This window comes from Streptomyces sp. HSG2 (genome assembly GCF_016598575.1).
GTDB lineage: Bacteria > Actinomycetota > Actinomycetes > Streptomycetales > Streptomycetaceae > Streptomyces.
This window is the reverse complement of record NZ_CP066801.1, coordinates 493,241-514,863: the sequence shown is the minus strand read 5'-3', so window position 1 is coordinate 514,863 and position 21,623 is coordinate 493,241. Positions and strand designations below refer to the sequence as shown.

The window sequence follows — 21,623 nt, the reverse complement described above, 5'->3', positions numbered from 1 at the left end:
GTCCGCACGTGCCCGGGAACCCCCTGTTGATATGTGCATGCTCAAGACCATACTGCGAGGAAGTCCCGTTCCCGAGAGAACGGACCGAGGGAGGAATGCAGTGATCCTGTCGAACCACCCGCCGAACCGACGCAGACTCCTGGGCGTCGCCGCGACCGCCGCGGGCCTGCTGGCCGCCCTGCTCACCGCGTCCCCGGCGGGCGCGACCCCCGACCCCGGGGACGGCCCGTCCGTCTCACGGGAGGTCCTGGGGACGGAACGCGCCGCCGTACGGGAGGCCATCGAGAACGGGGAGATACCGGGCCAGGACGAGATCGACCACTCCGACAACATCCGGCACCTGGCCAACATCCCCAACGACGCCTTGCCCGGCACCAACTCGGACCTCGCCTTCCAGGGCGACTACGCCTTCGCCGGCAACTACGACGGGTTCCGCGTCCTCGACATCGGCGACCCCGCGGCCCCCAGCACGGTGGCCCAGGTGCTCTGTCCGGGCTCACAGAACGACATCTCCGTCTCCGGTGACCTGCTGTTCCTCTCCACCGACTCCTCGCGCAGCGACAGCAGCTGTCAGAGCACCACCCAGCCCGCGACCGAGAAGGACTCGTGGGAGGGCGTGAAGATCTTCGACATCAGCGACAAGCGCGACCCGAAGTACGTCGCCGCCGTCGAGACCGCCTGCGGTTCCCACACCCACACCCTCGTGCCCGAGCGACGCGACGTATACGTCTACGTCTCCTCCTACGGCCCGAACGACGCCTACCCCGACTGCCGGCCGCCGCACGACGGCATCTCCGTGATCAAGGTGCCGCGCAAGGCGCCCGAGCGGGCGAAGGTCGTCGGATTCCCGGTGCTCTTCCCGGGCGACGGCCCCGACGGCGGCGGAAACCCCGGTGGTCCCACCAATCCCGGGGTCTCCAAGACCACCGGCTGCCACGACATCACCGTGCTGCCCTCACGGGACCTGGCGGCCGGGGCCTGCATGGGCGACGGCATCCTCTTCTCCATCAAGGACCCGGAGCGGCCCCGGGTGATCGACCGAGTCCAGGACAACGTCAACTTCGCCTTCTGGCACTCGGCCACCTTCAACCAGGGCGCGGACAAGGTCGTGTTCACCGACGAACTCGGCGGTGGCGGCGGCGCCACCTGCAACGCGGAGATCGGCCCCAACCGCGGCGCCGACGGCGTCTACGACATCGTGGGAGAGGGCCGGTCCGCCGAACTGGTCTTCCGCAGCTACTTCAAGATCCCGCGCCACCAGGCGGAGACCGAGAACTGCGTGGCCCACAACGGTTCGCTGATCCCGGTCGAGGGCCGTGACGTCATGGTGCAGGCCTGGTACCAAGGCGGCGTCTCGGTGTGGGAGTTCACCGACTCCGACAACCCCGTCGAGATCGCCTACTTCGAGCGCGGGCCGCTCACGACCGACCGGGTCACCACCGGTGGCTCCTGGTCGGCGTACTACTACAACGGCCACATCTACTCCAACGACATCGTCAAGGGCCTGGACGTCCTGCGACTCGACGACGCGCGCACCGACGCCGCCGACCGGGTCCGGCTGCGCGAGCTGAACGTCCAGACCCAGCCCGACTACCGGCGCTGAGTCCGCCGCGGGAGAGGCGGAGGCGTGGGACCGCCCGGCGGGGTCCGCAGCCGTCGCCGCTTCCGCCGAACCTCGGGCGTGCTCCCGCCGCCCCGTGTGTCGGCGCGCCCGGGGCGACCTCTTCGAAAGGCCGCCCCGGGCCAGGCTCGGGGCGGCGGGCGCCACCGAAGACGCCAACCGGGCCGAATGGCGCGCCGCCGGTCCACGAGCACCGCCACCGCCACCACCAGGGCGCCGAAGGACCACCCCGCCACCACGTCCGAGGCCCAGTGCACGCCGAGCCACACTCGTGTCAGCCCGACGCCCACCACGGAGACCGAGGCCACCGCGAGCGCGGCCCGCCGTACGCCGGGCCGCGCGCCACGACGGCGCAGGACCCGGAGCAGCAGGCCGCACACGAAGGTGGCGGTCATGGCGTGACCCGACGGGAAGGCGGCGAACTCGGCGCTGTCCACCGGGTCGGTCCACACCGGGCGCGCGCGTCCCACCGCCGCCTTCAGGCCCAACTGCGCCAGGGAACCCAGCACGCACGCGAGGGTCAGCCACACCGCGAGCCGGCGGTCCCGCCACCGCAGCAACGACCACACCACCACCACCGCGCAGATCAACCGCATCGTCCAGGGGTCCCACACCCAGTCGGACAGGATCCGCGCGGCGCTGGTCGGCCCCGGCGCGCCGACCGCCCATCCATGAGTGGCCCGAGCCACGGCCTCGTCGACCGCGAGCAACGGTCCCCAGCGCGTCACCACCAGCGTCAGCAGCAGCGCCGACGCCGCTCCCAGCGCCCAGGCGGCCCGAGCCGCGGTGACGCTCGTTCGAAACGGACGGGACGAGGAACCCGGCGACGTCGGCATCCCGCGATGTTCGCCGACCGGACGGGCTCCGGCACGCTCACCCACCGGTGGTGGGCCGAACGGACGGTCCGCGCCCCCCGCGAAGCCCCCTGGACGAGGCGGCGCGCCGCCTCCGCACGGCCGGTCACCCCGCAACCGCTGCGGCGGCTCGACCGGCTGCCTCAGCCGCTCAGCGCGCGCAGGCCGGGAATGAGCGCCACGAGCACTGGTACGACCGGGATCAGGGAGGCCGCCGCCGTCAGCCGAAGACGCCGACCGGACGACAGGCGGTCCTGTGCCGTCAGCAGCCGGCGCACCCGTTGGGGCACCTGGGCCCCGGTGGAGGGGCACGGCCCGAACACGCCCCGGTCCCGGTTGAGTTCCACCAGTGCGCGGGCGGTCGTCAGGCGCCCGAAACGCCGGGAGGCCACGTCGTCGGCGGCCAGCTCCACCAAGCGGTGCATCTCGTCGCGGAACGCGGCGAACACCGGAACCTGCGGGAACCCCTCGGCGAGCGCCGCCGAGCAGTGCAGCAGCCAGTCGTGTCTGGCTCGGGCGTGTCCGTGCTCGTGGGCCAGGACCGCGTCCAGGCGCGGCCCCTCCAGTCGGCGCAACGCGGCCGTGGTGACGACCAGTTGAGGAGGAGCACCGGGCAGCCAGGAGACGTCGGCGCGCTCGCTCTCCACGACCACCAACCGCTCGGGGCCGGGGACTTCGCCGGGCAGCAGCGGGGCGAGGTCGCGCAGTTCGGCGCGGCGGAGTCGCCGGCGCGCCCTGGCCCCCAGCACCTCCCGTGCCCACGTGGCGGCGGTCCACAGCCCACCGCAGGCCAGTGCCGTCGCCGTGGCCGCGGCGGCTCCGCCCGCCGACCCGGGCGCGTACGCCTCGACCACGGCGCGCGGGGCCGTCGCGAACACCGGGCCGCCCACCTCGTGCCAGGCCGCGGCGGCGCTGAGCGTCATGGACAGGGCGCAGCACAGCAGGACGGCCGCCACGACGCACTGCCAGGCCCACAGGGCGATCACCGGTTCCCGGTCGGTCCAGTCCACGCGTGCGAGGAGGCGGGGAGCGGCGATCGCGACGACGGCGCCGAGCAGCAACAGGGCCGCGGGGAGGGTCATGGGGGGCAGGTTAGAGGGGCACGGCCCCCCACGCACCCGAAGTCGCCGTGAAGTGACCCAGGCAACGGGCCCCGTCCGGCGCACGTGACGGTGGCCTCGGCGCGGCTCACACGCCCGGTCGGTAGCGCAGCGGATGGTCGGCCGGGACCTCGACCACGACGATCCGGACACCGTCGGGGTCCGTGATCCACATCTCCACGAGTCCCCAGGGCTCCCGCACCGGCGGCCGGACGATCTCCACGCCTCTGGCGATCAGTTCGTCCCGGGCGGCCGAGACGTCCTCGACCTGCAACCACAGGCACGGACCCGGGCTCGGTGGTCGCTCGGCGCGCCCGGAGACCTCCAGGAAGCCGCCACCGAGGAAGTAGACCGTGCCGCGTTCCACCCCGGTGCCGAACTCTCGGTGGACGGCCAGCCCGAGCCGTTCGCCGTAGAACTCCCGGGACCGGTCCGGGTCGGAGGGGCGGAGCAGGATGCGGCTGCTGAGTACATGCACCATGCGGGCGACACTAGCGGTGGGGTTACCCTCTGCGGAGCCCCGCCGCCGAGAAATCGGGTGTCCGCGCACACCCGGACCGGAGAACAGAGCCATGGACACCGTCGCCAATCGCCTCGCCTTCCGCGACGCCGTCGCCGCCGACGCCGTCGATCTGGTGGCGTTGATCGAGTCGGCGTACCGGGGAGAGGCCAGCAGGGCGGGCTGGACGACCGAGGCGGACCTACTGGGAGGGCGGCGCACCGACGTAGACGGCGTACTGCGGGTGATCGACTCCCCCGACGGGGGGTTGTTGACCGGCGAGCTGAACGGAAGGATCGTCGCCTGTTGCCGGCTGGAGCGCCGCTCGGACCACGCCTACTTCGGGATGTTCGCGGTCTGTCCGGGGCTCCAGGGCGCCGGGCTGGGGCGCGTGGTGCTGGCCGAGGCGGAACGTCGCGCCCGGGAGGACTGGGGCCTGCCCGAGATGCGGATGACGGTCATCTCCGTCCGTGAGGACCTCATCGCGTGGTACGAGCGCCGGGGCTACCGGCGAACGGGGCGGATGAGTCCCTTCCCCTACGGGGACGAGCGCTTCGGTATCCCGCGCCGCCCGGATCTGCGATTCGAGCTCCTGGACAAGCCGCTTGTCTGAACCGTGTCCACCGGGCGCCGCCGGCAGCGTGCATCAGGACGCCGCGCGGGCGGCGCGGTGGATCTCCGGACGATCGGTGGTCGCGCCGTCCAGTTCCAGGGTCCGCACCAGACGCAGTTCCTGATCCGTGTTGACCGTCCAGGACAGCACCCGCAGCCGCGCGGCGCGGGCCCGTGCGACCGTCTCCAGCGTCAGTCGGCGCACGTCCAGGCAGAGTGTCCGCGCGCCCGCCGCGACGGCCCGATCCACCACCTCGGGGCCGTAGTACTGGGCGACCAGCGCCGTCCGCGCGCCGGGAACCAGCCGGGCCAGCTCGACGATCGCCTCGTCGTGGAAGGAGATCACCTCGACACGGTCGGCGAGGTCGAGTCGGAGCATCGTCCCGGCCAGGGTCCGTGCCGCCGCGACGTCCTTGATCTCGGCTTGGATCGGCAGTGACACGGCCTCCAGGACCTCCTCGAACACCGGGACTCTCTCGCCGCCCCCGGCGTCCAGGGCGCGGAGTTCGGCCAGGGTCTTCTCGGCCACGGGGCCGCTGCCGTCCGTCGTGCGGTCAACCTCGGCGTCGTGGATCACGATCAGCGCGCCGTCCTTGCTCAGGTGCAGGTCCAGCTCGACGGCGTCCAGACCGGCCCGCTCGGCGGCGACGAAGGAACGCAGGGTGTTCTCCGGTTCGACGCCCGCCATGCCCCGATGTCCGATGGTCAGAAGGTCCACGGTCCACTCTTTCTCGTCGGGAGGCCGGCCGGTCGCCGGCTCCTGTCCCGTGCCGTGTCGTCGGCTGTGCGGCGTCCATGATTCCGCATCTGTGTCGTCGCCCACACCCCGGCCTTCCGGCAGGAAGAAATGTGGTGAAGAGTGGGGAGCGGCAGGATAATTTCCCGAGGGCCCTCTTGCTGGCCGAAACGCTGTCTGCGTACGGTGGTCGCTGATGCGAGGTTCTCCCGTGGAGGGTGAGACATGACGGAAATTCTTGTGCAACAGGGGGCCGCGAAGGAGGTTCCTTCGTCGGGCAGGCTGGTCGAGCACCCTGCCTGGCCCGTGCTCAAGGATGCCGTGGAGCGGATCCGGCCATGGCAGTCCGGGGACGGGTCGATCGATTTCGAAGCCGAGGGCGCCCCGGAACCCGCCGAGGCCCGGGCCGTCGTAGGCCGTGTCGTCGCCGCGGTCCGAGAGCTGTCCCCGCTCCTGCCGCACGATCTCGCCTACCACGAGGCTCTCGTCGCGGACCTCGAACGCTGGGCGGGAGAGGGCTTCCCCGTTCCCGATTTCCTGGACTCGCTGCTGGCCTTCCAGCCCGCGGCCGACAGGCGGGACGGCCTCCAGCATCTCGTGGTGTTCCCGATGTACACGCAGAACGGCAACCCGGACCGCAACCTGGAGGCGGTCGCCCTGCGTATGGTCTGGCCCGACTGGCTGGCCGAGCTGGAGCGGACCCGCTACGACAACCCGCTGTTCTGCGGAATCACCTTCGAGGGCTTCACCTCGGGCTACGACACCAACTCCGCCGTGCTCTTCCCGGAGACCATCGCCGTCCGCGAGGCTCCGGAGCGCTTCTCCTGGGGCGGGATCTTCTGCGACCGGGAGGCGGCGCGCTTTCGTCGCGTCACCGCCGCAGCCGTCGACATCCTTGGGCTGGAACTGCCCGAGGACGTCGCCGCCCTGGTGCACGACCAGAAGCGCTGCGAGGAGGCGTTCGTCCTGTGGGACATGATCCACGACCGCACCCACAGCCATGGCGACCTGCCTTTCGACCCCTTCATGATCAAGCAGCGCCAGCCGTTCTGGATGTACGGTCTGGAGGAGCTGCGCTGTGACCTCACGGCCTTCAAGGAGGCCGTGAAACTGGCGAGCGAGGGTGTCCCCCAGGCACGGGACGTGCAGATCGCGGTCCTGTTCGACCGGATGTTCCGCTTCCCGGTCACCGGCGAGAGAGTGCGCAACTACGACGGGCTCGGTGGCCAGCTGCTCTTCGCCTACCTGCACAAGCACGACGTCGTTCGCTGGGTCGACAACAAGCTCTCGATCGACTGGGAGAACGCGCCCCGGGTCACCAACCGGCTGTGCGGCGAGATCGAGCGGTTGTACCGCGAGGGGATCGACCGTCCCAAGCTCGTGCACTGGTTCGCCGGCTACGAGCTGGTCTCCACCTATCTCGCACCCCACCCCGGCTCCACGTGGGCCAAGGGACCCGAGGCGCTGGATCTGACCCTGCCGCCGCGCAAGCTGGTCGACGACGTGCTGCCGGACGAGTTTCCGCTGAGCATGTTCTACGAGGCCCTGTCCAAGAAGCTCAAGAAGGTGATCGCCGCGACCCGGGGCATCGCCAGGGACGACATCGGACGGACGGCCGCGTGAGCGACCACGGCCACGGACGGGAACAGGCTCGGGAGGCGAGGAACATGGGCAACGGGGCTCTTGAAGGCGCGGTGGTCGCGGTGGCCGGCGCGGGTGGACCGGCGGGGCGGGCGACGCTTCTCCGACTGGCCGAGGCGGGCGCGACCGTCGTCGGCTCGGACAACGACCCGCAACGTCTGGCCGAGGCCGTGGACGCCGCCCGGTACGCCCACGGCGGGGCCACCGTCACCGGCGAGACGGTCGACCTTCTCGACCTGGATTCCGCACGGGCCTGGGCCGACCGCGTCGAACGGGAGTACGGGCACGTCGACGGCCTCGTCCACCTGGTCGGCGGCTGGCGCGGCAGCCAGACGTTCACCAAGACCGACCTCGACGACTGGGAGCTGCTGGAGAAGCTGCTGATCCGCACCGTCCAGCACACCTCCCTCGCCTTCCACGAGGCTCTCCAGCGCAGCGACCGAGGACGGTACCTCCTGATCAGCGCTTCCGGCGCGACCCGGCCCACGGCGGGCAACGCGGCCTACGGCGCCGCCAAGGCCGCCGCGGAGGCCTGGACCCTGGCGATGGCCGACTACTTCCGCAAGGCGGGGGGCGACGGAGGGCCGAGTTCCGCGGCTGCGATCCTGGTCGTCAAGGCACTGGTGCACGAGGCGATGCGCGCCGAGCGGCCCCATGCGAAGTTCGCGGGCTTCACGGACGTCGCGGACCTGGCGGACGCCGTGGTCGGCGTCTGGGGGAAGCCCGCCGCGGAAGTGAACGGAAACCGTCTGTGGCTGACCGACAAGCCGTGAACCCTCCCAAGACCGACGCCCGCCGGCGGCACGACCCCGAGACCCGGGGTTTCGCCAGCGACAACTACGCGGGCGCGCACCCCGAGGTGCTCGCCGCGATGTCCCTCGCCAACGGCGGGCACCAGGTGGCCTATGGCGAGGACGTGTACACCGGCAACCTCCAGCGGGTGATCCGCGGGCACTTCGGGCCCACCGCCGAGGCGTTCCCGGTCTTCAACGGCACGGGTGCCAACGTCGTCGCCCTCCAGGCGGTCACCGACCGCTGGGGAGCGGTGATCTGCGCCGAGAGCGCGCACATCAACGTCGACGAGTGCGGTGCCCCGGAACGAGTCGGCGGGCTGAAGCTGCTGACGGTGCCCACCCCGGACGGGAAGCTCACCCCCGAGCTGATCGACCGGCAGGCGTACGGCTGGGACGACGAACACCGCGCCATGCCGCAGGTCGTCTCGATCACCCAGAGCACCGAGCTGGGCACGCTCTACACGCCGGACGAGATCCGGGCGATCTGCGAGCACGCCCACGCCCGCGGGATGCGGGTGCACCTGGACGGCTCCCGGCTGGCCAACGCCGCGGCCTCGCTGAACGTGCCCATGCGAGCCTTCACCAACGCCGTCGGGGTCGACCTGCTCTCGCTCGGCGGGACCAAGAACGGCGCCGTGTTCGGGGAGGCGGTCGTCGTGATCGATCCCGACGCCGTGCGCCACATGAGGCACCTGCGGAAACTGTCCATGCAGCTGGCGTCCAAGATGCGCTTCGTCTCCGTGCAGATGGAGGCCCTGCTCGCCAAGGACCTCTGGCTGCGCAACGCACGCCACGCCAACGAGATGGCCCGACGGCTGGCCGAGGGAGTGCGCGCCGTCGACGGCGTGGAGATCCTGTACCCCGTGCAGGCGAACGCGGTCTTCGCCCGGCTCCCCCGAGAGGTCACCGAGCGGCTTCAGCGGCGGTTCCGCTTCTACTTCTGGGACGAGTCCACCGGGGACGTCCGCTGGATGTGCTCCTTCGACACCGCGGAGGACGACGTGGACGCCTTCCTGGCCGCGCTCAAGGAGGAGATGGCCGGGCGCTGACCGGCGCCCCGGAGAGGTCCCGCGAGGCGATCGCGGGACCTCTCCGGGGCGCCCGACCTCCTGCCCCCGCGCCGCGGAGCGAAGGGCCGGGTCAGCCGGTCTCCGCTGCCCGGATCTGCTCCGCCGTCGGAGCCGTGCCGCCCAGATGGGCGGGCATCCACCAGGTTTCCTCGGATGCCTTGGGGCGCACCGGGTAGGCCCGCTGGGCCGCCTCCAGCATCTCCTGGACCCGCTGGCGCAGCTGACGGGTGACGGCGCCGGCGTACTTGTCGCGGGGAGCCTCCAGCGCCTCGCCGACCCGCATGGTGATCGGCAGGTGGCTTCGCCCGAAGTTGCGCGGGTGTCCCTTGGTCCACAGGCGCTGCGTCCCCCAGACGGCCATCGGTACCAGCGGTACCCCGGCTTCCTGGGCCAGCCGCGCGGCACCGGACTTGAAGGTCTTCAGGGTGAACGACTGCGAGATGGTCGCCTCGGGGAAGACGCCGATGATCTCCCCGGAGCGGAGCGAGTCCAGCGCGTGCGCGTACGCGGCGTCGCCCTGCGCGCGGTCGACCGGGATGTGCTTCATCCCGCGCATGAGTGGACCGGAGATCCGGTGCCGGAAGACGGACTCCTTCGCCATGAAGCGCACCAGTCGCTTCTGCGGCAGCGCCGCCAGCCCGTTGAAGACGAAGTCCAGGTAGCTGATGTGGTTGCTGACCAGAACGGCACCGCCCGAGCGGGGGATGTTGTGCGATCCCTGGCAGTCGATCCTGAGGTCCCACACCTTGAACAGCGTGCGGGCGAGTCCGATGACCGGGCGGTAGACGAGTTCTGCCATGGGCGGGAGGGCCCTCCTGCTCTGCCTGGGAAGGGGTATCCCAGCCGAAGTTACGCGGCCGTAGGTTTGCGGCTTGTCGCAGATCGTGCCGTATGAAGGGCCCGGGGACCAGCCCCGGGGGTCGCGGGGCGCGAGATTCTCGTCACGTCCCCGCCCGTCGGGGGAGGTCGGGGAATCGACACGCGGGGCGACACGCTGTACCGGCGGGCGGGTTCCCGGGCCCGGCCGGGACCGCCCGGGTGGACGGTCGGACAGCGAGGACCGTACACCGCCGGACCGGCGGGATCGGAGGAACACAGTGGGCGCGGCGGACGAGGGCAGGCGGCTCGGTGACGCACAACTCGGGGCACCGCTGGGCGCGCGCGCGACGCTCGCGCAGTTCTCCAGCGCTTTCTGCGCCCCCTGCCGCGCGACCCGACGGGTGCTGGGCGAGGTGGCGGCCATGGTCGAAGGGGTCGTCCACATCGAGATCGACGCCGAGGCGCGCCTCGATCTGGTACGCGAACTGGGCATCGCGCGTACGCCCACGGTGTTGGTCCTGGACGCCGGCGGTCGCATCGTGCGGCGGGCGACGGGCGCTCCGCGCAAGGCCGACGTGATCGCCGCCCTGGGGGCCGCCCTGTGACCGTCGTCACCGCGGCCATGAGACCTCCTCCACAATTCCGGCACCCGCTTGACGGGGCGAACCGGTGATCGTCAGCCTGGAAACCGTGCCCGCCGGCCGTGCCCGCACCCTCCGGCCCGGGCGAACCGCAGAAGGACTTCCCGCATGACGGCCCCATCCGACCTGGTCGGTTCTCCCCGCCTCGCAGGCTCGGCCCTGCTGCGCGCGGTCTTTCGTCGGCATGCCGCCGGGGTCGCCGTGATCACCGTGCCGGGCAAGGGTGGTCCGAGGGGCTTCACCGCGACCTCCCTCACCTCGGTGTCGGCCGAGCCCGCCCTGCTCTCCTTCGGTGTCGGCGTCGCCTCGTCCACGTGGCCCGCCCTCGCGGAGGCCGATCACGTGGGGGTGCACCTCCTGGCGGAGGGGCAGCGCGAGCTGGCCGCGACCTTCGCCCGCGGCGGGGTCGACCGCTTCGCTCCCCCGACGGCGTGGCACGTAGGGGCCGAGGGCGTGCCGGTACTGGAGGGAGTCCTGGCCGCCGTGGTCTGCCGTGTCGTGGGCCGGGTGCCGGCCGGTGATCACCGCATCGTGGTGGCCGAGCTGGTGTCGGCCGAGCCGGTGGCGGGCGACACCGACGGGCTCGCCGGTCCGCTGGTCTACCACCAGGGACGGTTCACCGGTCTGCGCGACCGGCCCGAGCGAACGGCTCGATGACCTCGTCGGGTTCCGGTTACGCTGCGTTGCGAAGGTCACAGTTCGGGGCGCTTGCTCAGTGGGCATGAGCTGGATGTACTGACGAGTAATATCTCGGACGGCGCGGGAGCCCGCTCCGCCCCGGAACCGCCGCTTGAGGCGCCTATGCTGCCTGCAAGCAGGCAGCACTGAAATGACGATGCAGTAGGAGAGCCGGCGTGAGCTTGAGGATCGTTGTCACCGTGAAGTACGTGCCCGACGCCACCGGCGACCGGCATTTCGCCGATGACCTGACCGTCGACCGCGACGATGTGGACGGCCTGCTCTCCGAGTTGGACGAGTACGCGGTGGAGCAGGCGCTGCGGATCTCGGAGAACTCCGACGACGACGTGGAGATCACCGTCCTGACGGTGGGCCCCGAGGACGCCAAGGACGCGCTGCGCAAGGCGCTGTCCATGGGTGCCGACAAGGCGATCCACGTCGAGGACGACGACCTGCACGGCACCGACGCCATCGGCACCTCCCTGGTCCTGGCCAAGGCCGTCGAGAAGGCCGGATACGACCTGGTGATCTCCGGCATGGCCTCCACCGACGGCACCATGGGCGTCGTCCCCGCGCTGCTGGCCGAGCGCCTGGGGGTCCCCCAGGTGACCCTGCTGTCGGAGGTCTCGGTCGAGGACGGCACCGTCAAGGGCCGCCGCGACGGAGACGCCGCGACGGAGCGACTGGAGGCCGCGCTGCCGGCCGTCGTGTCCGTCACCGACCAGTCGGGCGAGGCCCGCTACCCGTCCTTCAAGGGCATCATGGCGGCGAAGAAGAAGCCCGTGGAGTCCTGGGACCTGTCCGACCTGGACGTCGACGCGGACGAGGTCGGTCTGGAGAACGCCTGGACGACCGTGGACGGTGCCACGGAGCGCCCGGCGCGCACGGCGGGCACGATCGTCAAGGACGAGGGCGAGGGCGGCAGGCAACTCGCCGAGTTCCTCGCGGGCCAGAAGTTCGTCTGAGCCCGCCCCGCTGTCCGTCCCTCACCTTTCGCGAGCAGGAGTGAAGAAGTCCCATGGCTGAAGTTCTCGTCTACGTCGACCACGCGGACGGCGCCGTCCGCAAGCCCACCCTGGAACTGCTGACGTTGGCCCGCCGCATCGGCGACCCGGTGGCCGTCGCCCTCGGCGCGGGAGCCGGCGACACCGCCGCCACACTGGCCGAGCACGGCGCCGTCAGGGTGCTGACCCACGAGGCCGCCGAGTACGCCGACTACCTCGTGGTCCCGAAGGTCGACGCGCTTCGGGCGGCCCACGACATCGTCTCCCCGGCCGCCGTGCTCGTGCCGTCCTCGGCGGAGGGCAAGGAGATCGCCGCCCGTCTGGCGCTCCGCATCGGGTCGGGCGTCATCACCGACGCCATCGACCTCGAAGCGGGCGACCAAGGCCCGGTCGCCACCCAGTCGGTCTTCGCCGCCGCCTACACGACGAAGTCCAGGGTCTCCAAGGGCACCCCGGTCATCACCGTCAAGCCGAACAGCGCCGCCGTCGAGCCCGCCCCCGCCGCCGGCGCGGTCGAGGCCCTCGACGTGACCTTCTCCGAGCAGGCCACCGGTACCAAGGTCACCGCGCGCACGCCGCGCGAGTCGACCGGTCGTCCGGAGCTGACGGAGGCCGCGATCGTGGTCTCCGGCGGTCGCGGCGTCAACGGCGCCGAGAACTTCGCCGTCATCGAGGCGCTCGCCGACTCGCTCGGCGCGGCCGTGGGCGCCTCGCGCGCCGCCGTCGACGCCGGTTGGTACCCGCACACCAACCAGGTCGGCCAGACCGGCAAGTCGGTCTCGCCGCAGTTGTACGTCGCCGCCGGCATCTCCGGCGCGATCCAGCACCGGGCCGGCATGCAGACGTCCAAGACGATCGTGGCGATCAACAAGGACGCCGAGGCGCCGATCTTCGAGCTGGTCGACTACGGCGTCGTCGGCGACCTCTTCGACGTCGTACCGCAGCTCACCGAGGAGATCGTGGCCCGCAAGGGCTGAGCCCGCGCAACCGTCCTCGCGCGGAGCCGTCGAGGCCCCGGTCCGCTCCCTCGGACCGGGGCCTCACGCCTGTCGGGTGGCCCCGCGCCGGGAGGCTCCGCGGAGAAGAGCGTCGCGCGCTCGCCGTCAGTCCTCGGGGGCCAGTTCCCCCGACCCTCGGGGGATCAACCGGGTCGGCAGCTCGACCCGTTCCGGCGGGGGAGGCGTTCCGTCCAACTGCCGGAAGAGACGTTCGGCGGCGGTTCGGCCCAAGGCGGCGGCGTCCTGTGCCACCACCGTGATCCCCGGCCGCAGTAGATCGCCGAGTTCGATGTCGTCGAATCCGACCAGGGCGACCCGCCGCTCGTGGCCGGCCAGGACACGGACGACGGTGACCGTCACGCGGTTGTTGGCGCCGAAGATGGCGGTGACCGGGCGGGGGCCGGACAGCATCCGCCGGGCCGCGCGACCCACCCGATCGGGGTCGGTGGCGCCGAGGGACATCCAGGCGTCCTCGGGAGACAGGCCGGCGTCCTCCATCGCCGCCCGGTACCCCCGCAGTCGCTCCGCGGCCGTGTGGATGCGCGGCATGTCGCCGATGAAGCCGATCCGCCGGTGTCCGTGGGCGATCAGTCGGGCCACGCCGTCCCGGGCACCGCCGAAGTTGTCGCAGAGCACCACGTCGGCGTCGATGAGGCCCGCCGGGCGGTCCACGAACACCACGGCCACCCCCGCCTTGAGCTCCGGCTCCAGGTAGCGGTGGTCGTCACCGGCGGGGACGACCACCAGGCCGTCCACCCGTCGGGCGCACAGCGCGAGCACGAGTTCCCGCTCGCGGTCGGGATCCTCCGCGCTGGAGCCGTTGATCAGCAGGGCGCCGTGGGCGCGGGCCACCTCCTCGACGGACCGACTGAGCGGGCCGTAGAACGGGTCGGCCAGGTCCTCCAGTACCAGGCCGATCGTGGAGGTGCGGCCCTTGCGCAGCACCCGCGCGCTGTCGTTGCGGCGGAACCCCAGCGCCTCGATCGACTCCCGCACACGGCGCTCGGTCTCGGGGGTGACGCCCGCCTCCTGATTGACCACCCGGGAGACGGTCTTCAGGCCGACCCCCGCCCGAGCGGCCACGTCCTTCATGGTCGGACGGTTGCCGTAGCGCCGCACCGGTGCGGCCCGGCGGTCCCGTGCCGAGGGTGGTGCGGGCACGGCGTGGTGTCCTGTCCTGTCGTCCACGAACTGCTCTTGCTCCTGTCGGCCGGGGCGGGCGAGGTCGGTCATGCGCTTGTATGAGCACGTGGCGTCGAGCATAGGCGCTGGACAACGTTGTCAGGGGCGGGAGAGACTGATGGCCGGCGATCCTCGGTCCGCGCTCCCGCCGCGGGCCAGGCATCGCCGCGCCCGTGCGTGGACGCGCACGGGTGTCCGACAGTCGTGGTCCGCGGTCCGACGGGGAGAATCCATTCCGATGCACACCGACCTCGTGGCCGCCCTCGACATCGGCGGCACCAAGATCGCCGGCGCCCTGGTGGACCGGGCGGGCCGAATCGGCTCCCGGGCGCAACGGCCGACCCCTGCCCGGCGGGACGGCGAGACCGTGATGGGAGCCGTGGAGGAGGTCCTCGGCGAGCTGAGGGCCTCGCCGCGGTGGGGGCGTGTCGCGGCCGTCGGCATCGGCAGTGCCGGTCCGGTGGACGCCGGCGCCGGTACCGTCAGCCCGGTCAACGTCCCGGCGTGGCGGGACTACCCTCTGGTCCGGCGGGTCCGGGAGGCGACCGGTGGGCTCCCCGCCGAGCTGATCGGGGACGGCGTGGCCATCGCGGCGGCGGAGCACTGGCAGGGCGCCGCCCGAGGCCACGACAACGCCCTGTGCATGGTCGTCTCCACGGGGGTGGGGGGCGGGCTGGTGCTGAACGGTCGGCTGCACACGGGGCCCACCGGCAACGCGGGTCACATCGGCCACATCAGCGTCGATCTGGACGGAGATCCCTGTCCTTGCGGCTCCCGGGGCTGCGTCGAGCGCATCGCGAGCGGCCCCAACATCGCGCGACGCGCGTTGGAGCGAGGGTGGCGGCCCGGGGCGGACGGGGACGCCTCCGCCGTCGCCGTCGCCGAGGCCGCCCGCCGAGGGGACCCGGTGGCCCGCGCCTCCTTCGACCGGGCGGCCCGGGCGCTGGCCGCCGGGATCGCCGCGACCGCCACGCTCGTCGAGATCGACGTCGCGGTGGTGGGGGGCGGTGTGGGCAAGGCGGGCGAGGTGCTCTTCGCGCCGTTGCGCGAGGCACTCGACGCGTACGCCGCTCTGTCCTTCGTCCGGGGGCTGTCCGTGACCCCGGCCCGGATGGGCACCGACGCCGGGCTGGTGGGGGCCGCGGCGGCGGCTCTGGCCCACCTGCCGCCCGACGTCCGCCCCGCCACCCCGCCTCCGGCCCCGGAGGACCGCGCCGCCTCGCCCCCGCGCCGGCCGTGATCGCCGGTCCTCGAGGGCGCCGGGAGCGCTCGTCTCACCGAGCGAGTCCGACGTACGGTGACGGGCGTAGGGGGGCGCGGGCGCGGACTCCGGCAGTAACCTCCCGCCGGCCGCGGAGTTGAACGGGTATGAAGAAGCGCAGCATGCTCGCCATCGCCTCCCTCGCCACCGGCTTCGTCGTGGCCGCCGTCACCCCGTCCCACGCCGTCGGCGCCCTTCCGCTCGGTCTCGATGTGGAGGACACCCTCAGCTCCGTCGACATCGCCTCCGACAGCCTGATGCCGCACGACGCGCCCGCGCAGGAGGACTGACGGCCTCTCCCGGCTCTCCGAGGCGCCGATGCCCCCACGCGGGCGTCGGCGCCTCGGTCGTGCGACCGCGGTCGGTCGGGGCCCGCTTGCCCCTCGTCGACCCTCCGGCGCCGCCCTCTCCCGTGAGGCGTTTTCGTGACAGGGTGGAGCGGGCAAGCCCCAGGGGGCCGACAGAAGAGGGGGACCTGTGACCGTCGTCTGGATCAACGGCGCGTTCGGCGTGGGCAAGACCACCGCGGCACGGGAGCTGATCGAACTGCTCCCGAACAGCACGCTCTTCGAACCCGAGACCGTCGGGGCCGCGCTCGCCCGGATGCTGCCGCCCAAGCGTCTCGCCGAGGTCGAGGACCTCCAGGAGCTTCCGATCTGGCGTCGTGTGGTGATCGACACGGTGGCGGCGATGCTCGCCGAGCTCGGGGGCACGCTCGTCGTCCCCATGACCTTGCTCCGACAGGAGCATCGGGACGAGATCTTCGGTGGGCTCGCCGCTCGCCGGATCCCCGTCAGGCATGTCCTCCTCACATCCGGGGAAACGATCCTGCGGGAGCGGATCGCCGGCGGGAGGCTCCCCGCGGCGGGCGACGCCGAGTCCCGACCTCGGCGGTGGTCCCACGACCGCGTCGCCCCCTACCGGGTGGCATTCGACGCCTGGCTGGCCGCCGACGCCCATCTCGTCGACACCACGGATCTCACCCCTCACGAGACCGCGTCGCGGGTCGCCGAGGCGGTCGTGGGTGGCGAGGCGGCCCCCTGCGGCATCGTGCAGACCCCGCACCCGACCGCCGAGACACTCGCGGCGGGGGTGCTGCTCTTCGACGAACGGGACCGGGTGCTCCTCGTCGACCCCACCTACAAGCCCGGTTGGGAGTTCCCCGGCGGCATCGTCGAGCCGGGCGAGTCGCCCGCCCGCGCCGGCATCCGCGAGGTCGCCGAGGAGACCGGTATCCGTCTGGACCGCGTACCCGCCCTCCTGCTCGTCGACTGGGAGCGTCCCGCGCCGCCTCGCTTCGGCGGACTCCGACTCCTCTTCGACGGAGGCCGTGTGTCACCCACGACGGAGGACGGACTCCTGCTGCCACGCGACGAACTGCGCGACTGGCGCTTCGTGACGGAGGAACAGGCCGCCGCCCTCCTCCCGCCCGTCCGCCACAACAGACTGCGCTGGGCCCTCCGGGCCAGGGAGCGCGGGGCCGCGCACTACCTGGAGGCCGGAGTCCCCGTCGACTGACGGCGGCGCCTCCCGGACGCCGCCCCGCGTTCTCACCCGGCGGCGTACCCCCGCAGGAAGAGCGCCTCCGCCACGGACAGCCGCTCCAACTCCTCCGGCGAGACGCTCTCGTTCACCGCGTGGATCCTCGCCTCGGGCTCGCTGAGGCCGATCAGCAGGATCTCCGCTCGCGGATACAGTGCCGCCAGGGTGCCGCACAACGGGATGGAGCCGCCCTGGCCCGCGTAGCGCATCTCCTCACCGGGGTAGGCGACGGCCATCGCCTCGGCCATCGCCCGATAGGCGGGACTCGTCGTGTCGGCCCGGAAGGCCCGGCCCTGACCGACCTGCTCGATCCGGACGCGGGCGCCCCACGGCGTACGGGACTCCAAGTGCGCGCGGAGCAGGCGGGTGGCCTCGCCGGCGTCCACCCCCGGCGGCACCCGGAGGCTCACCAGGGCCTGGGCGCTCGCCTGCACCGACGGCGTCGCCTCGGACACCGAGGGGCAGTCGATGCCGACGACCGTGACGGCCGGCCGCGCCCACAGGCGGTCGCCGACCGTGCCCGAGCCGGTCAGGTCGACCCCGTCCAGAACCCTCGCGTCCTGCCGGAACCGGTCCTCCGCGTAGTCGACACCCTCCCAACCGCCGTCGGCGGCCAACCCGTCCACCGTCGTCGAGCCGTCCTCGGCGCGCAGCGAGTCCAGGACCCGGATCAGCGCGGCCAGCGCGTCCGGGGCGGCGCCTCCGAACTGCCCGGAGTGCAGGTTCCCCTCCAGGGTGTCGACCCGGACGCGGAGCATGGTCATGCCCCTCAGCACGGTGGTGACGGTCGGGAGCCCCACACGGAAGTTGCCGGTGTCGCCGATGACGATCGCGTCGGCCTCCAACAGTTCGGGGTGTGCCTCCGCGTACCGCTCCAGCCCCCCCGTGCCCTGTTCCTCCGAGCCCTCGACGATCACCTTGACGGTGACGGGCACGCCTCCCGCCGCGCGCAGCGCGCGCAACGCCAGCAGGTGCATCACCAGCCCGCCCTTGCAGTCGGCGGCGCCCCGCCCGTACCAGCGGCCGTCGCGCTCGGTCAGTTCGAACGGAGGGCTGTCCCAACCGGCCTCGTCCAACGGCGGCTGGACGTCGTAGTGCGCGTACAGCAGGACGGTCCTGGCGCCCTCCGGTCCGGCCAGTCGACCGTAGACCGACTGGGTGCCGTCCGGGGTGTCCAGTACCGCGACGTCCTCGAACCCCTCGGCGCGCAGGGCGTCCGCGGCCCAACGCGCAGCGCCCTCGCTCTCGGAGCGGGGATACCGGTCGAAGTCCGCCACCGACCGGAACGCCACCAGTTCGGCGAGTTCCTCCCGTGCCCGGGGCATCAGCGAGGCGACGGTCTCGGCGATCGGCTGCGAGGGCATGGGGCACGCTCCTTGGGTTCCAGGCGTCCTACGGTGAGCGATCCTCGCACAGGGCTGCCGAGCGCGATCACCGTAGGATGCGGGGGGACAGCGGAGACGGCGGCGGGATCGGAGCGGTACACCATCGTGAGCAGCGAGAACTCCTCGGCGGACGACACGGCTCGGGTATGGGACGTGGTGGTGGTCGGCGCGGGGCCGGCGGGCGCGTCCGCCGCCTACGCGGCGGCCGTGGCCGGCCGTCGCGTACTGCTGCTGGAGAAGGCCGAACTGCCGCGCTACAAGACGTGTGGTGGCGGCATCATCGGCCCCTCTCGCGACTGCCTGCCGCCCGGATTCGACCTCCCGCTCCAGGACCGGGTGCACGCGGTGACCTTCTCCCACAACGGGCGTCTCGCCCGCACCCGTCGTTCCCGGCACATGCTGTTCGGCCTGGTCGACCGGCCCGAGTTCGACCGGCGGCTCGTCGAGCACGCGCAGAAGGCGGGCGCCGAACTGCGCACGCGGGCGTCGGTGACCCGGATCGAGCAGCACGGTCCGGGCGTGCCCGACCGTCGCAGCGTCGCCGTCGTCCTCCAGGACGGCGAGACCGTGCTGGCCCGGGCGGTGGTCGGCGCGGACGGGAGCGCCGGTAGGACGGGAGCGCACGTCGGGGTCGGACTCGACCGGGTCGACCTCGGGTTGGAGTCGGAGATCCCGGTTCCCCCCACGGTCGCCGAGGACTGGAAGGGGCGTGTCCTCATCGACTGGGGTCCGATTCCGGGCAGTTACGGCTGGGTCTTCCCCAAGGGCGACACGCTCACCGTCGGCGTGATCGCCCGGCGTGGCGAGGGCGCGGCGACCAAGCGCTACCTGGAGGACTTCGTGGGACGACTGGGGCTCGCCGGCTTCGAACCGAGCCTCTCCTCGGGTCACCTGACCCGCTGCCGGTCCGCTGACTCCCCCCTGTCCCGCGGCCGGGTCCTGGTGTGCGGCGACGCCGCCGGACTCCTGGAGCCATGGACGCGCGAGGGCATCTCCTTCGCACTCCGCTCGGGTCGGCTGGCGGGCGAGGCGGCGGTGCGCGTCGCCGGGGCCGCCGATGTCGCCGAGACCCGCCGACATACGCTCGACTACACGCGGGCCGTCGAGACCGGGCTCGGCGCCGAGATGGCCGCCGGTACCACGATGCTCGCGGCCTTCGAGCGACGGCCGGCCGTGTTCCACGCCCTCCTGACCGGCCTTCGGCCTGCCTGGAGGGCCTTCAAGGACATCACCCAGGGGGCCACCACACTCGCCGCGTTGCTGCGGGGTCACCCGATGGCGCGGCGCGGACTGGCCCTGCTCGACGGCCGCACCGGGGCCGGCGCCCGCCGCGACGCCGAGTCCTGACCTCGGCGTGCCCACCGGTTCGGCGGGCACGGCGCGGAGGGTCAGCCCGTCCCGTCGCGCCCCTTCGACGGGTGCTCGCCCCGCTCGCCGCGCACCGTGTCCACCAGCGCGACGGGATCGTGTGGCGGTGCGTCGCCCCGCCACGCCACGTGGCCGTCCGGACGGACCAGGACGAAGGCCCGCTCGTACAGGGCGGCCACCTCGCCGCCGGCGCGACGGTGCGGCGTCAGGGGGACGCCTCGGTCGGCGAAGGCACGTCGCACCCCGTCCACCCCCGGGTGCTCGGCGAAGCACAGCAGGACGAACCCGTGCCCGAACAGGTCGAGCGTCGAGGTCGTGGCGTCCCACCAGGCGTGTGCGGCCCGGTAGCCGGGCTCGCTGCCCGGTCGCCAGTCGCCCGGTGGCCTGCCGTGCCTGACCGGCACGTGGGGGTCCTCGACGATGGCGTGCGAGCGGTAGCGCAACCCGAAGTGGATCTCCGGAGCGTCGAACTCCCGGTGCGCGTCGCTCTCCTTCAGCAGCCGGGACGTCTCCGCGCGGGCCCGTTCGCCGGCCGGACCGTCCTGGTGGATCTCGTGGGGCAGGGGCCGGCGTGTGGTGCGCCGCAGGTTTCTGTCGGCCTCTTCCAGGCTGTCCACCGCGACCGGCCTGCGCTCGCTCTCGTAGGTGTCGAGCAAGTGCCTTCCGGCCCACCCGCGCAGGACGGCGTCGAGTTTCCACCCCAGGTCGGCGGCGTCGCCGATGCCGGTGGCCAGCCCGAAGCCACCCGAGGGAGAGAGGGTGTGGGCGGCGTCCCCGGCGAGGAGGACGCGCCCGGCCCGGTAGCGGTCGGCGACACGATGCGTCAGGTGCCACTCGCCGTCGCTCAGCAACTCCACCGGGGTGTCGAAGGCGAGGGCTTCCCGGATGAGGGCCAGGCCGTCGACCCGTCCCACGTCGTCGGCGCCGACCACCAGGTTGTACAGGTCCGTGCCGTTCAGGGAACGCAGCGGGAAGCGCAGCGTGGGAGACGCCATCAGGAAGTACACCATCGCCGCCCGGTCGCCCAAGCGCTCCCTCAAGTCCGGCGCGCGGAAGAGTACGTTGCGGAAGGTGCGGGGTGGCCGGCGGGCCGGAGCCTCGATCCCGCAGGCCCGGCGCACGGGGGAGGCGGCTCCGTCGCAGGCGACCAGGAAGCGCGCGCGGACGGTGCCGGACGACCCGGTGCGGTGGTCGCGGAGCCGGGCCTCGACGTGGTCGTCCCTCTGCCGTACCCGGTCGACCGTCGTTCCCAGCCGCAGCGGTCCATCCGGGTGGACGCCGACCGCCCGCGTCAGGACCGGGTTCAGCCAGTGGGCCGGGCAGATCTGGTCGGGTTCCGGGGTGTGGGCGAACGGCCCCCGCTCGCGAGCGGTCCCTCGGTGACAACGGTGGAGTTCGTGGCCGCCGACCCGGGTGACCCAGGCGATGTCCAGCGTGTGGTCCGCGGGCCACCCGGCGTCTCGGATGGCCCGCGCCACCCCCCAGCGGCGGAACAATTCCATCGAGCGGGGACCGATGGTGCTCACCTTGGGATGTCGGACCCGTCCGTCGCCCGCGTCCGCGACCACGCAGCTGATCCCCCGGTAGGCGAGATCGAGGGCCAGCGCCATGCCGACCGGCCCGCCGCCGACGATCAGGACGTCGGTGCACTCGCCTGAACGCGCCATGGTGTCTCTCCTTCGTGATCACTCCGGCCTCGGGCCGGGGGAGGGTGCCAAGACCCCGGGAAACGGGGCGGGGAACGCCGGAGGCGAGGAAGGCGACTCCTCCCGTCCCCGCCGAGAGGGGTACGGGCTCCTCGGCCCTCCTCGTCCGCGC

At 72.5% G+C, this 21,623-nt stretch carries 20 protein-coding genes and 1 pseudogene; 13 read left to right on the top strand and 8 right to left on the bottom strand.

Annotation, left to right across the window (positions count from 1 at the left end; translation table 11 throughout):
- Nucleotides 1-100 precede the first annotated feature (100 nt).
- Nucleotides 101-1,603, top strand: coding sequence for a hypothetical protein (locus tag JEK78_RS01785; RefSeq protein ID WP_242483230.1), 1,503 nt, complete (start codon nucleotides 101-103; stop codon nucleotides 1,601-1,603).
- Between the two features lie 194 nt (nucleotides 1,604-1,797).
- On the opposite strand, the pseudogene JEK78_RS01780 reads toward JEK78_RS01785, so the two are convergent.
- The 3 genes and pseudogenes from JEK78_RS01780 to JEK78_RS01770 all read right to left on the bottom strand — a co-directional run.
- Nucleotides 1,798-2,457: pseudogene (locus tag JEK78_RS01780) on the bottom strand (phosphatase PAP2 family protein); the annotation flags it as partial.
- 161 nt (nucleotides 2,458-2,618) lie between these two features.
- Nucleotides 2,619-3,557: a M56 family metallopeptidase gene (locus JEK78_RS01775; RefSeq protein WP_200262332.1), complete on the bottom strand. Its 939-nt coding sequence runs from the start codon at nucleotides 3,555-3,557 to the stop codon at nucleotides 2,619-2,621.
- 106 nt (nucleotides 3,558-3,663) lie between these two features.
- On the bottom strand, nucleotides 3,664-4,056 hold the full coding sequence (locus JEK78_RS01770) for a VOC family protein (protein WP_200262331.1): 393 nt from the start codon (nucleotides 4,054-4,056) through the stop codon (nucleotides 3,664-3,666).
- A 91-nt stretch (nucleotides 4,057-4,147) separates the two neighbouring features.
- Here JEK78_RS01770 and JEK78_RS01765 point away from each other — a divergent pair, with 91 nt between their 5' ends.
- Nucleotides 4,148-4,687 carry a GNAT family N-acetyltransferase gene (locus JEK78_RS01765; RefSeq protein ID WP_200262330.1) on the top strand — a complete coding sequence of 180 codons (540 nt, stop codon included), beginning with the start codon at nucleotides 4,148-4,150 and terminating at the stop codon, nucleotides 4,685-4,687.
- A gap of 33 nt (nucleotides 4,688-4,720) precedes the next feature.
- On the opposite strand, the gene JEK78_RS01760 is transcribed toward JEK78_RS01765, so the two are convergent.
- Nucleotides 4,721-5,404: a glycerophosphodiester phosphodiesterase family protein gene (locus tag JEK78_RS01760; RefSeq protein ID WP_200262329.1), complete on the bottom strand. Its 684-nt coding sequence runs from the start codon at nucleotides 5,402-5,404 to the stop codon at nucleotides 4,721-4,723.
- 243 nt (nucleotides 5,405-5,647) lie between these two features.
- Between JEK78_RS01760 and JEK78_RS01755 the strand changes: the two genes are divergently transcribed.
- Genes JEK78_RS01755 through JEK78_RS01745 form a run of 3 tightly spaced genes read left to right on the top strand, consistent with a single transcriptional unit; the run spans nucleotide 5,648 to nucleotide 8,906 of the window.
- Entirely contained in the window at nucleotides 5,648-7,045 is a 1,398-nt protein-coding gene (locus JEK78_RS01755) for a DUF6421 family protein (protein WP_200262328.1), read from the top strand.
- A 44-nt stretch (nucleotides 7,046-7,089) separates the two neighbouring features.
- Nucleotides 7,090-7,836, top strand: coding sequence for an SDR family NAD(P)-dependent oxidoreductase (locus JEK78_RS01750; protein ID WP_200263940.1), 747 nt, complete (start codon nucleotides 7,090-7,092; stop codon nucleotides 7,834-7,836).
- Complete coding sequence (locus tag JEK78_RS01745) at nucleotides 7,833-8,906, top strand: low specificity L-threonine aldolase (RefSeq protein WP_200262327.1); 1,074 nt, start codon at nucleotides 7,833-7,835, stop codon at nucleotides 8,904-8,906. Before JEK78_RS01750 ends, JEK78_RS01745 begins: the two co-directional genes overlap by 4 nt.
- Nucleotides 8,907-8,997: 91 nt before the next feature.
- On the opposite strand, the gene JEK78_RS01740 is transcribed toward JEK78_RS01745, so the two are convergent.
- Nucleotides 8,998-9,726 carry a lysophospholipid acyltransferase family protein gene (locus tag JEK78_RS01740; RefSeq protein ID WP_200262326.1) on the bottom strand — a complete coding sequence of 243 codons (729 nt, stop codon included), beginning with the start codon at nucleotides 9,724-9,726 and terminating at the stop codon, nucleotides 8,998-9,000.
- A gap of 298 nt (nucleotides 9,727-10,024) precedes the next feature.
- Between JEK78_RS01740 and JEK78_RS01735 the strand changes: the two genes are divergently transcribed.
- The 4 genes from JEK78_RS01735 (at nucleotide 10,025) to JEK78_RS01720 (ending at nucleotide 13,046) form a co-directional block, all read left to right on the top strand.
- Entirely contained in the window at nucleotides 10,025-10,351 is a 327-nt protein-coding gene (locus JEK78_RS01735; protein WP_200262325.1) for a thioredoxin family protein, read from the top strand.
- Between the two features lie 144 nt (nucleotides 10,352-10,495).
- Nucleotides 10,496-11,044: a flavin reductase family protein gene (locus JEK78_RS01730; RefSeq protein ID WP_200262324.1), complete on the top strand. Its 549-nt coding sequence runs from the start codon at nucleotides 10,496-10,498 to the stop codon at nucleotides 11,042-11,044.
- A 197-nt stretch (nucleotides 11,045-11,241) separates the two neighbouring features.
- Nucleotides 11,242-12,030, top strand: coding sequence for an electron transfer flavoprotein subunit beta/FixA family protein (locus JEK78_RS01725; RefSeq protein ID WP_200262323.1), 789 nt, complete (start codon nucleotides 11,242-11,244; stop codon nucleotides 12,028-12,030).
- 53 nt (nucleotides 12,031-12,083) lie between these two features.
- Nucleotides 12,084-13,046, top strand: a complete 963-nt coding sequence (locus tag JEK78_RS01720) for an electron transfer flavoprotein subunit alpha/FixB family protein (RefSeq protein WP_200262322.1) — start codon at nucleotides 12,084-12,086, stop codon at nucleotides 13,044-13,046.
- 126 nt (nucleotides 13,047-13,172) lie between these two features.
- Here the strand turns inward: JEK78_RS01720 and JEK78_RS01715 are convergent, their stop codons facing one another.
- The gene (locus JEK78_RS01715) at nucleotides 13,173-14,300 is read right to left on the bottom strand and encodes a LacI family DNA-binding transcriptional regulator (RefSeq protein ID WP_200262321.1); all 1,128 of its coding nucleotides are present in this window, start codon (nucleotides 14,298-14,300) and stop codon (nucleotides 13,173-13,175) included.
- Between the two features lie 187 nt (nucleotides 14,301-14,487).
- Between JEK78_RS01715 and JEK78_RS01710 the strand changes: the two genes are divergently transcribed.
- The 3 genes from JEK78_RS01710 to JEK78_RS01700 all read left to right on the top strand — a co-directional run bounded on the left by JEK78_RS01710 (nucleotide 14,488) and on the right by JEK78_RS01700 (nucleotide 17,028).
- Nucleotides 14,488-15,489 carry an ROK family protein gene (locus tag JEK78_RS01710; protein ID WP_200262320.1) on the top strand — a complete coding sequence of 334 codons (1,002 nt, stop codon included), beginning with the start codon at nucleotides 14,488-14,490 and terminating at the stop codon, nucleotides 15,487-15,489.
- 128 nt (nucleotides 15,490-15,617) lie between these two features.
- A complete protein-coding gene (locus JEK78_RS01705; RefSeq protein ID WP_200262319.1) occupies nucleotides 15,618-15,800 on the top strand; it encodes a hypothetical protein in 183 nt (60 codons plus the stop codon).
- Between the two features lie 187 nt (nucleotides 15,801-15,987).
- Entirely contained in the window at nucleotides 15,988-17,028 is a 1,041-nt protein-coding gene (locus JEK78_RS01700; protein ID WP_200262318.1) for an NUDIX hydrolase, read from the top strand.
- Nucleotides 17,029-17,060: 32 nt separating this feature from the next.
- Here the strand turns inward: JEK78_RS01700 and JEK78_RS01695 are convergent, their stop codons facing one another.
- Entirely contained in the window at nucleotides 17,061-18,416 is a 1,356-nt protein-coding gene (locus JEK78_RS01695) for a dipeptidase (protein ID WP_200262317.1), read from the bottom strand.
- Between the two features lie 126 nt (nucleotides 18,417-18,542).
- On the opposite strand from JEK78_RS01695, the gene JEK78_RS01690 reads away from it, so the two are divergent.
- Nucleotides 18,543-19,784 (top strand): geranylgeranyl reductase family protein, encoded by a 1,242-nt coding sequence (locus JEK78_RS01690; protein WP_200262316.1) that lies wholly within the window; start codon nucleotides 18,543-18,545, stop codon nucleotides 19,782-19,784.
- A gap of 41 nt (nucleotides 19,785-19,825) precedes the next feature.
- On the opposite strand, the gene JEK78_RS01685 is transcribed toward JEK78_RS01690, so the two are convergent.
- Complete coding sequence (locus tag JEK78_RS01685; RefSeq protein ID WP_200262315.1) at nucleotides 19,826-21,472, bottom strand: FAD-dependent monooxygenase; 1,647 nt, start codon at nucleotides 21,470-21,472, stop codon at nucleotides 19,826-19,828.
- Nucleotides 21,473-21,623 lie beyond the last annotated feature (151 nt).

What these genes read in the sequence shown, in the direction of transcription:
- JEK78_RS01775 (WP_200262332.1), bottom strand. Translation starts at nt 3,557, where the DNA reads ATGACCCTCCCCGCGGCCCTGTTGCTGCTCGGCGCCGTCGTCGCGATC.
- JEK78_RS01770 (WP_200262331.1), bottom strand. Translation starts at nt 4,056, where the DNA reads ATGGTGCATGTACTCAGCAGCCGCATCCTGCTCCGCCCCTCCGACCCG.
- JEK78_RS01765 (WP_200262330.1), top strand. Translation starts at nt 4,148, where the DNA reads ATGGACACCGTCGCCAATCGCCTCGCCTTCCGCGACGCCGTCGCCGCC.
- JEK78_RS01755 (WP_200262328.1), top strand. Translation starts at nt 5,648, where the DNA reads ATGACGGAAATTCTTGTGCAACAGGGGGCCGCGAAGGAGGTTCCTTCG.
- JEK78_RS01750 (WP_200263940.1), top strand. Translation starts at nt 7,090, where the DNA reads ATGGGCAACGGGGCTCTTGAAGGCGCGGTGGTCGCGGTGGCCGGCGCG.
- JEK78_RS01740 (WP_200262326.1), bottom strand. Translation starts at nt 9,726, where the DNA reads ATGGCAGAACTCGTCTACCGCCCGGTCATCGGACTCGCCCGCACGCTG.
- JEK78_RS01730 (WP_200262324.1), top strand. Translation starts at nt 10,496, where the DNA reads ATGACGGCCCCATCCGACCTGGTCGGTTCTCCCCGCCTCGCAGGCTCG.
- JEK78_RS01720 (WP_200262322.1), top strand. Translation starts at nt 12,084, where the DNA reads ATGGCTGAAGTTCTCGTCTACGTCGACCACGCGGACGGCGCCGTCCGC.
- JEK78_RS01715 (WP_200262321.1), bottom strand. Translation starts at nt 14,300, where the DNA reads ATGACCGACCTCGCCCGCCCCGGCCGACAGGAGCAAGAGCAGTTCGTG.
- JEK78_RS01710 (WP_200262320.1), top strand. Translation starts at nt 14,488, where the DNA reads ATGCACACCGACCTCGTGGCCGCCCTCGACATCGGCGGCACCAAGATC.
- JEK78_RS01705 (WP_200262319.1), top strand. Translation starts at nt 15,618, where the DNA reads ATGAAGAAGCGCAGCATGCTCGCCATCGCCTCCCTCGCCACCGGCTTC.
- JEK78_RS01695 (WP_200262317.1), bottom strand. Translation starts at nt 18,416, where the DNA reads ATGCCCTCGCAGCCGATCGCCGAGACCGTCGCCTCGCTGATGCCCCGG.
- JEK78_RS01685 (WP_200262315.1), bottom strand. Translation starts at nt 21,472, where the DNA reads ATGGCGCGTTCAGGCGAGTGCACCGACGTCCTGATCGTCGGCGGCGGG.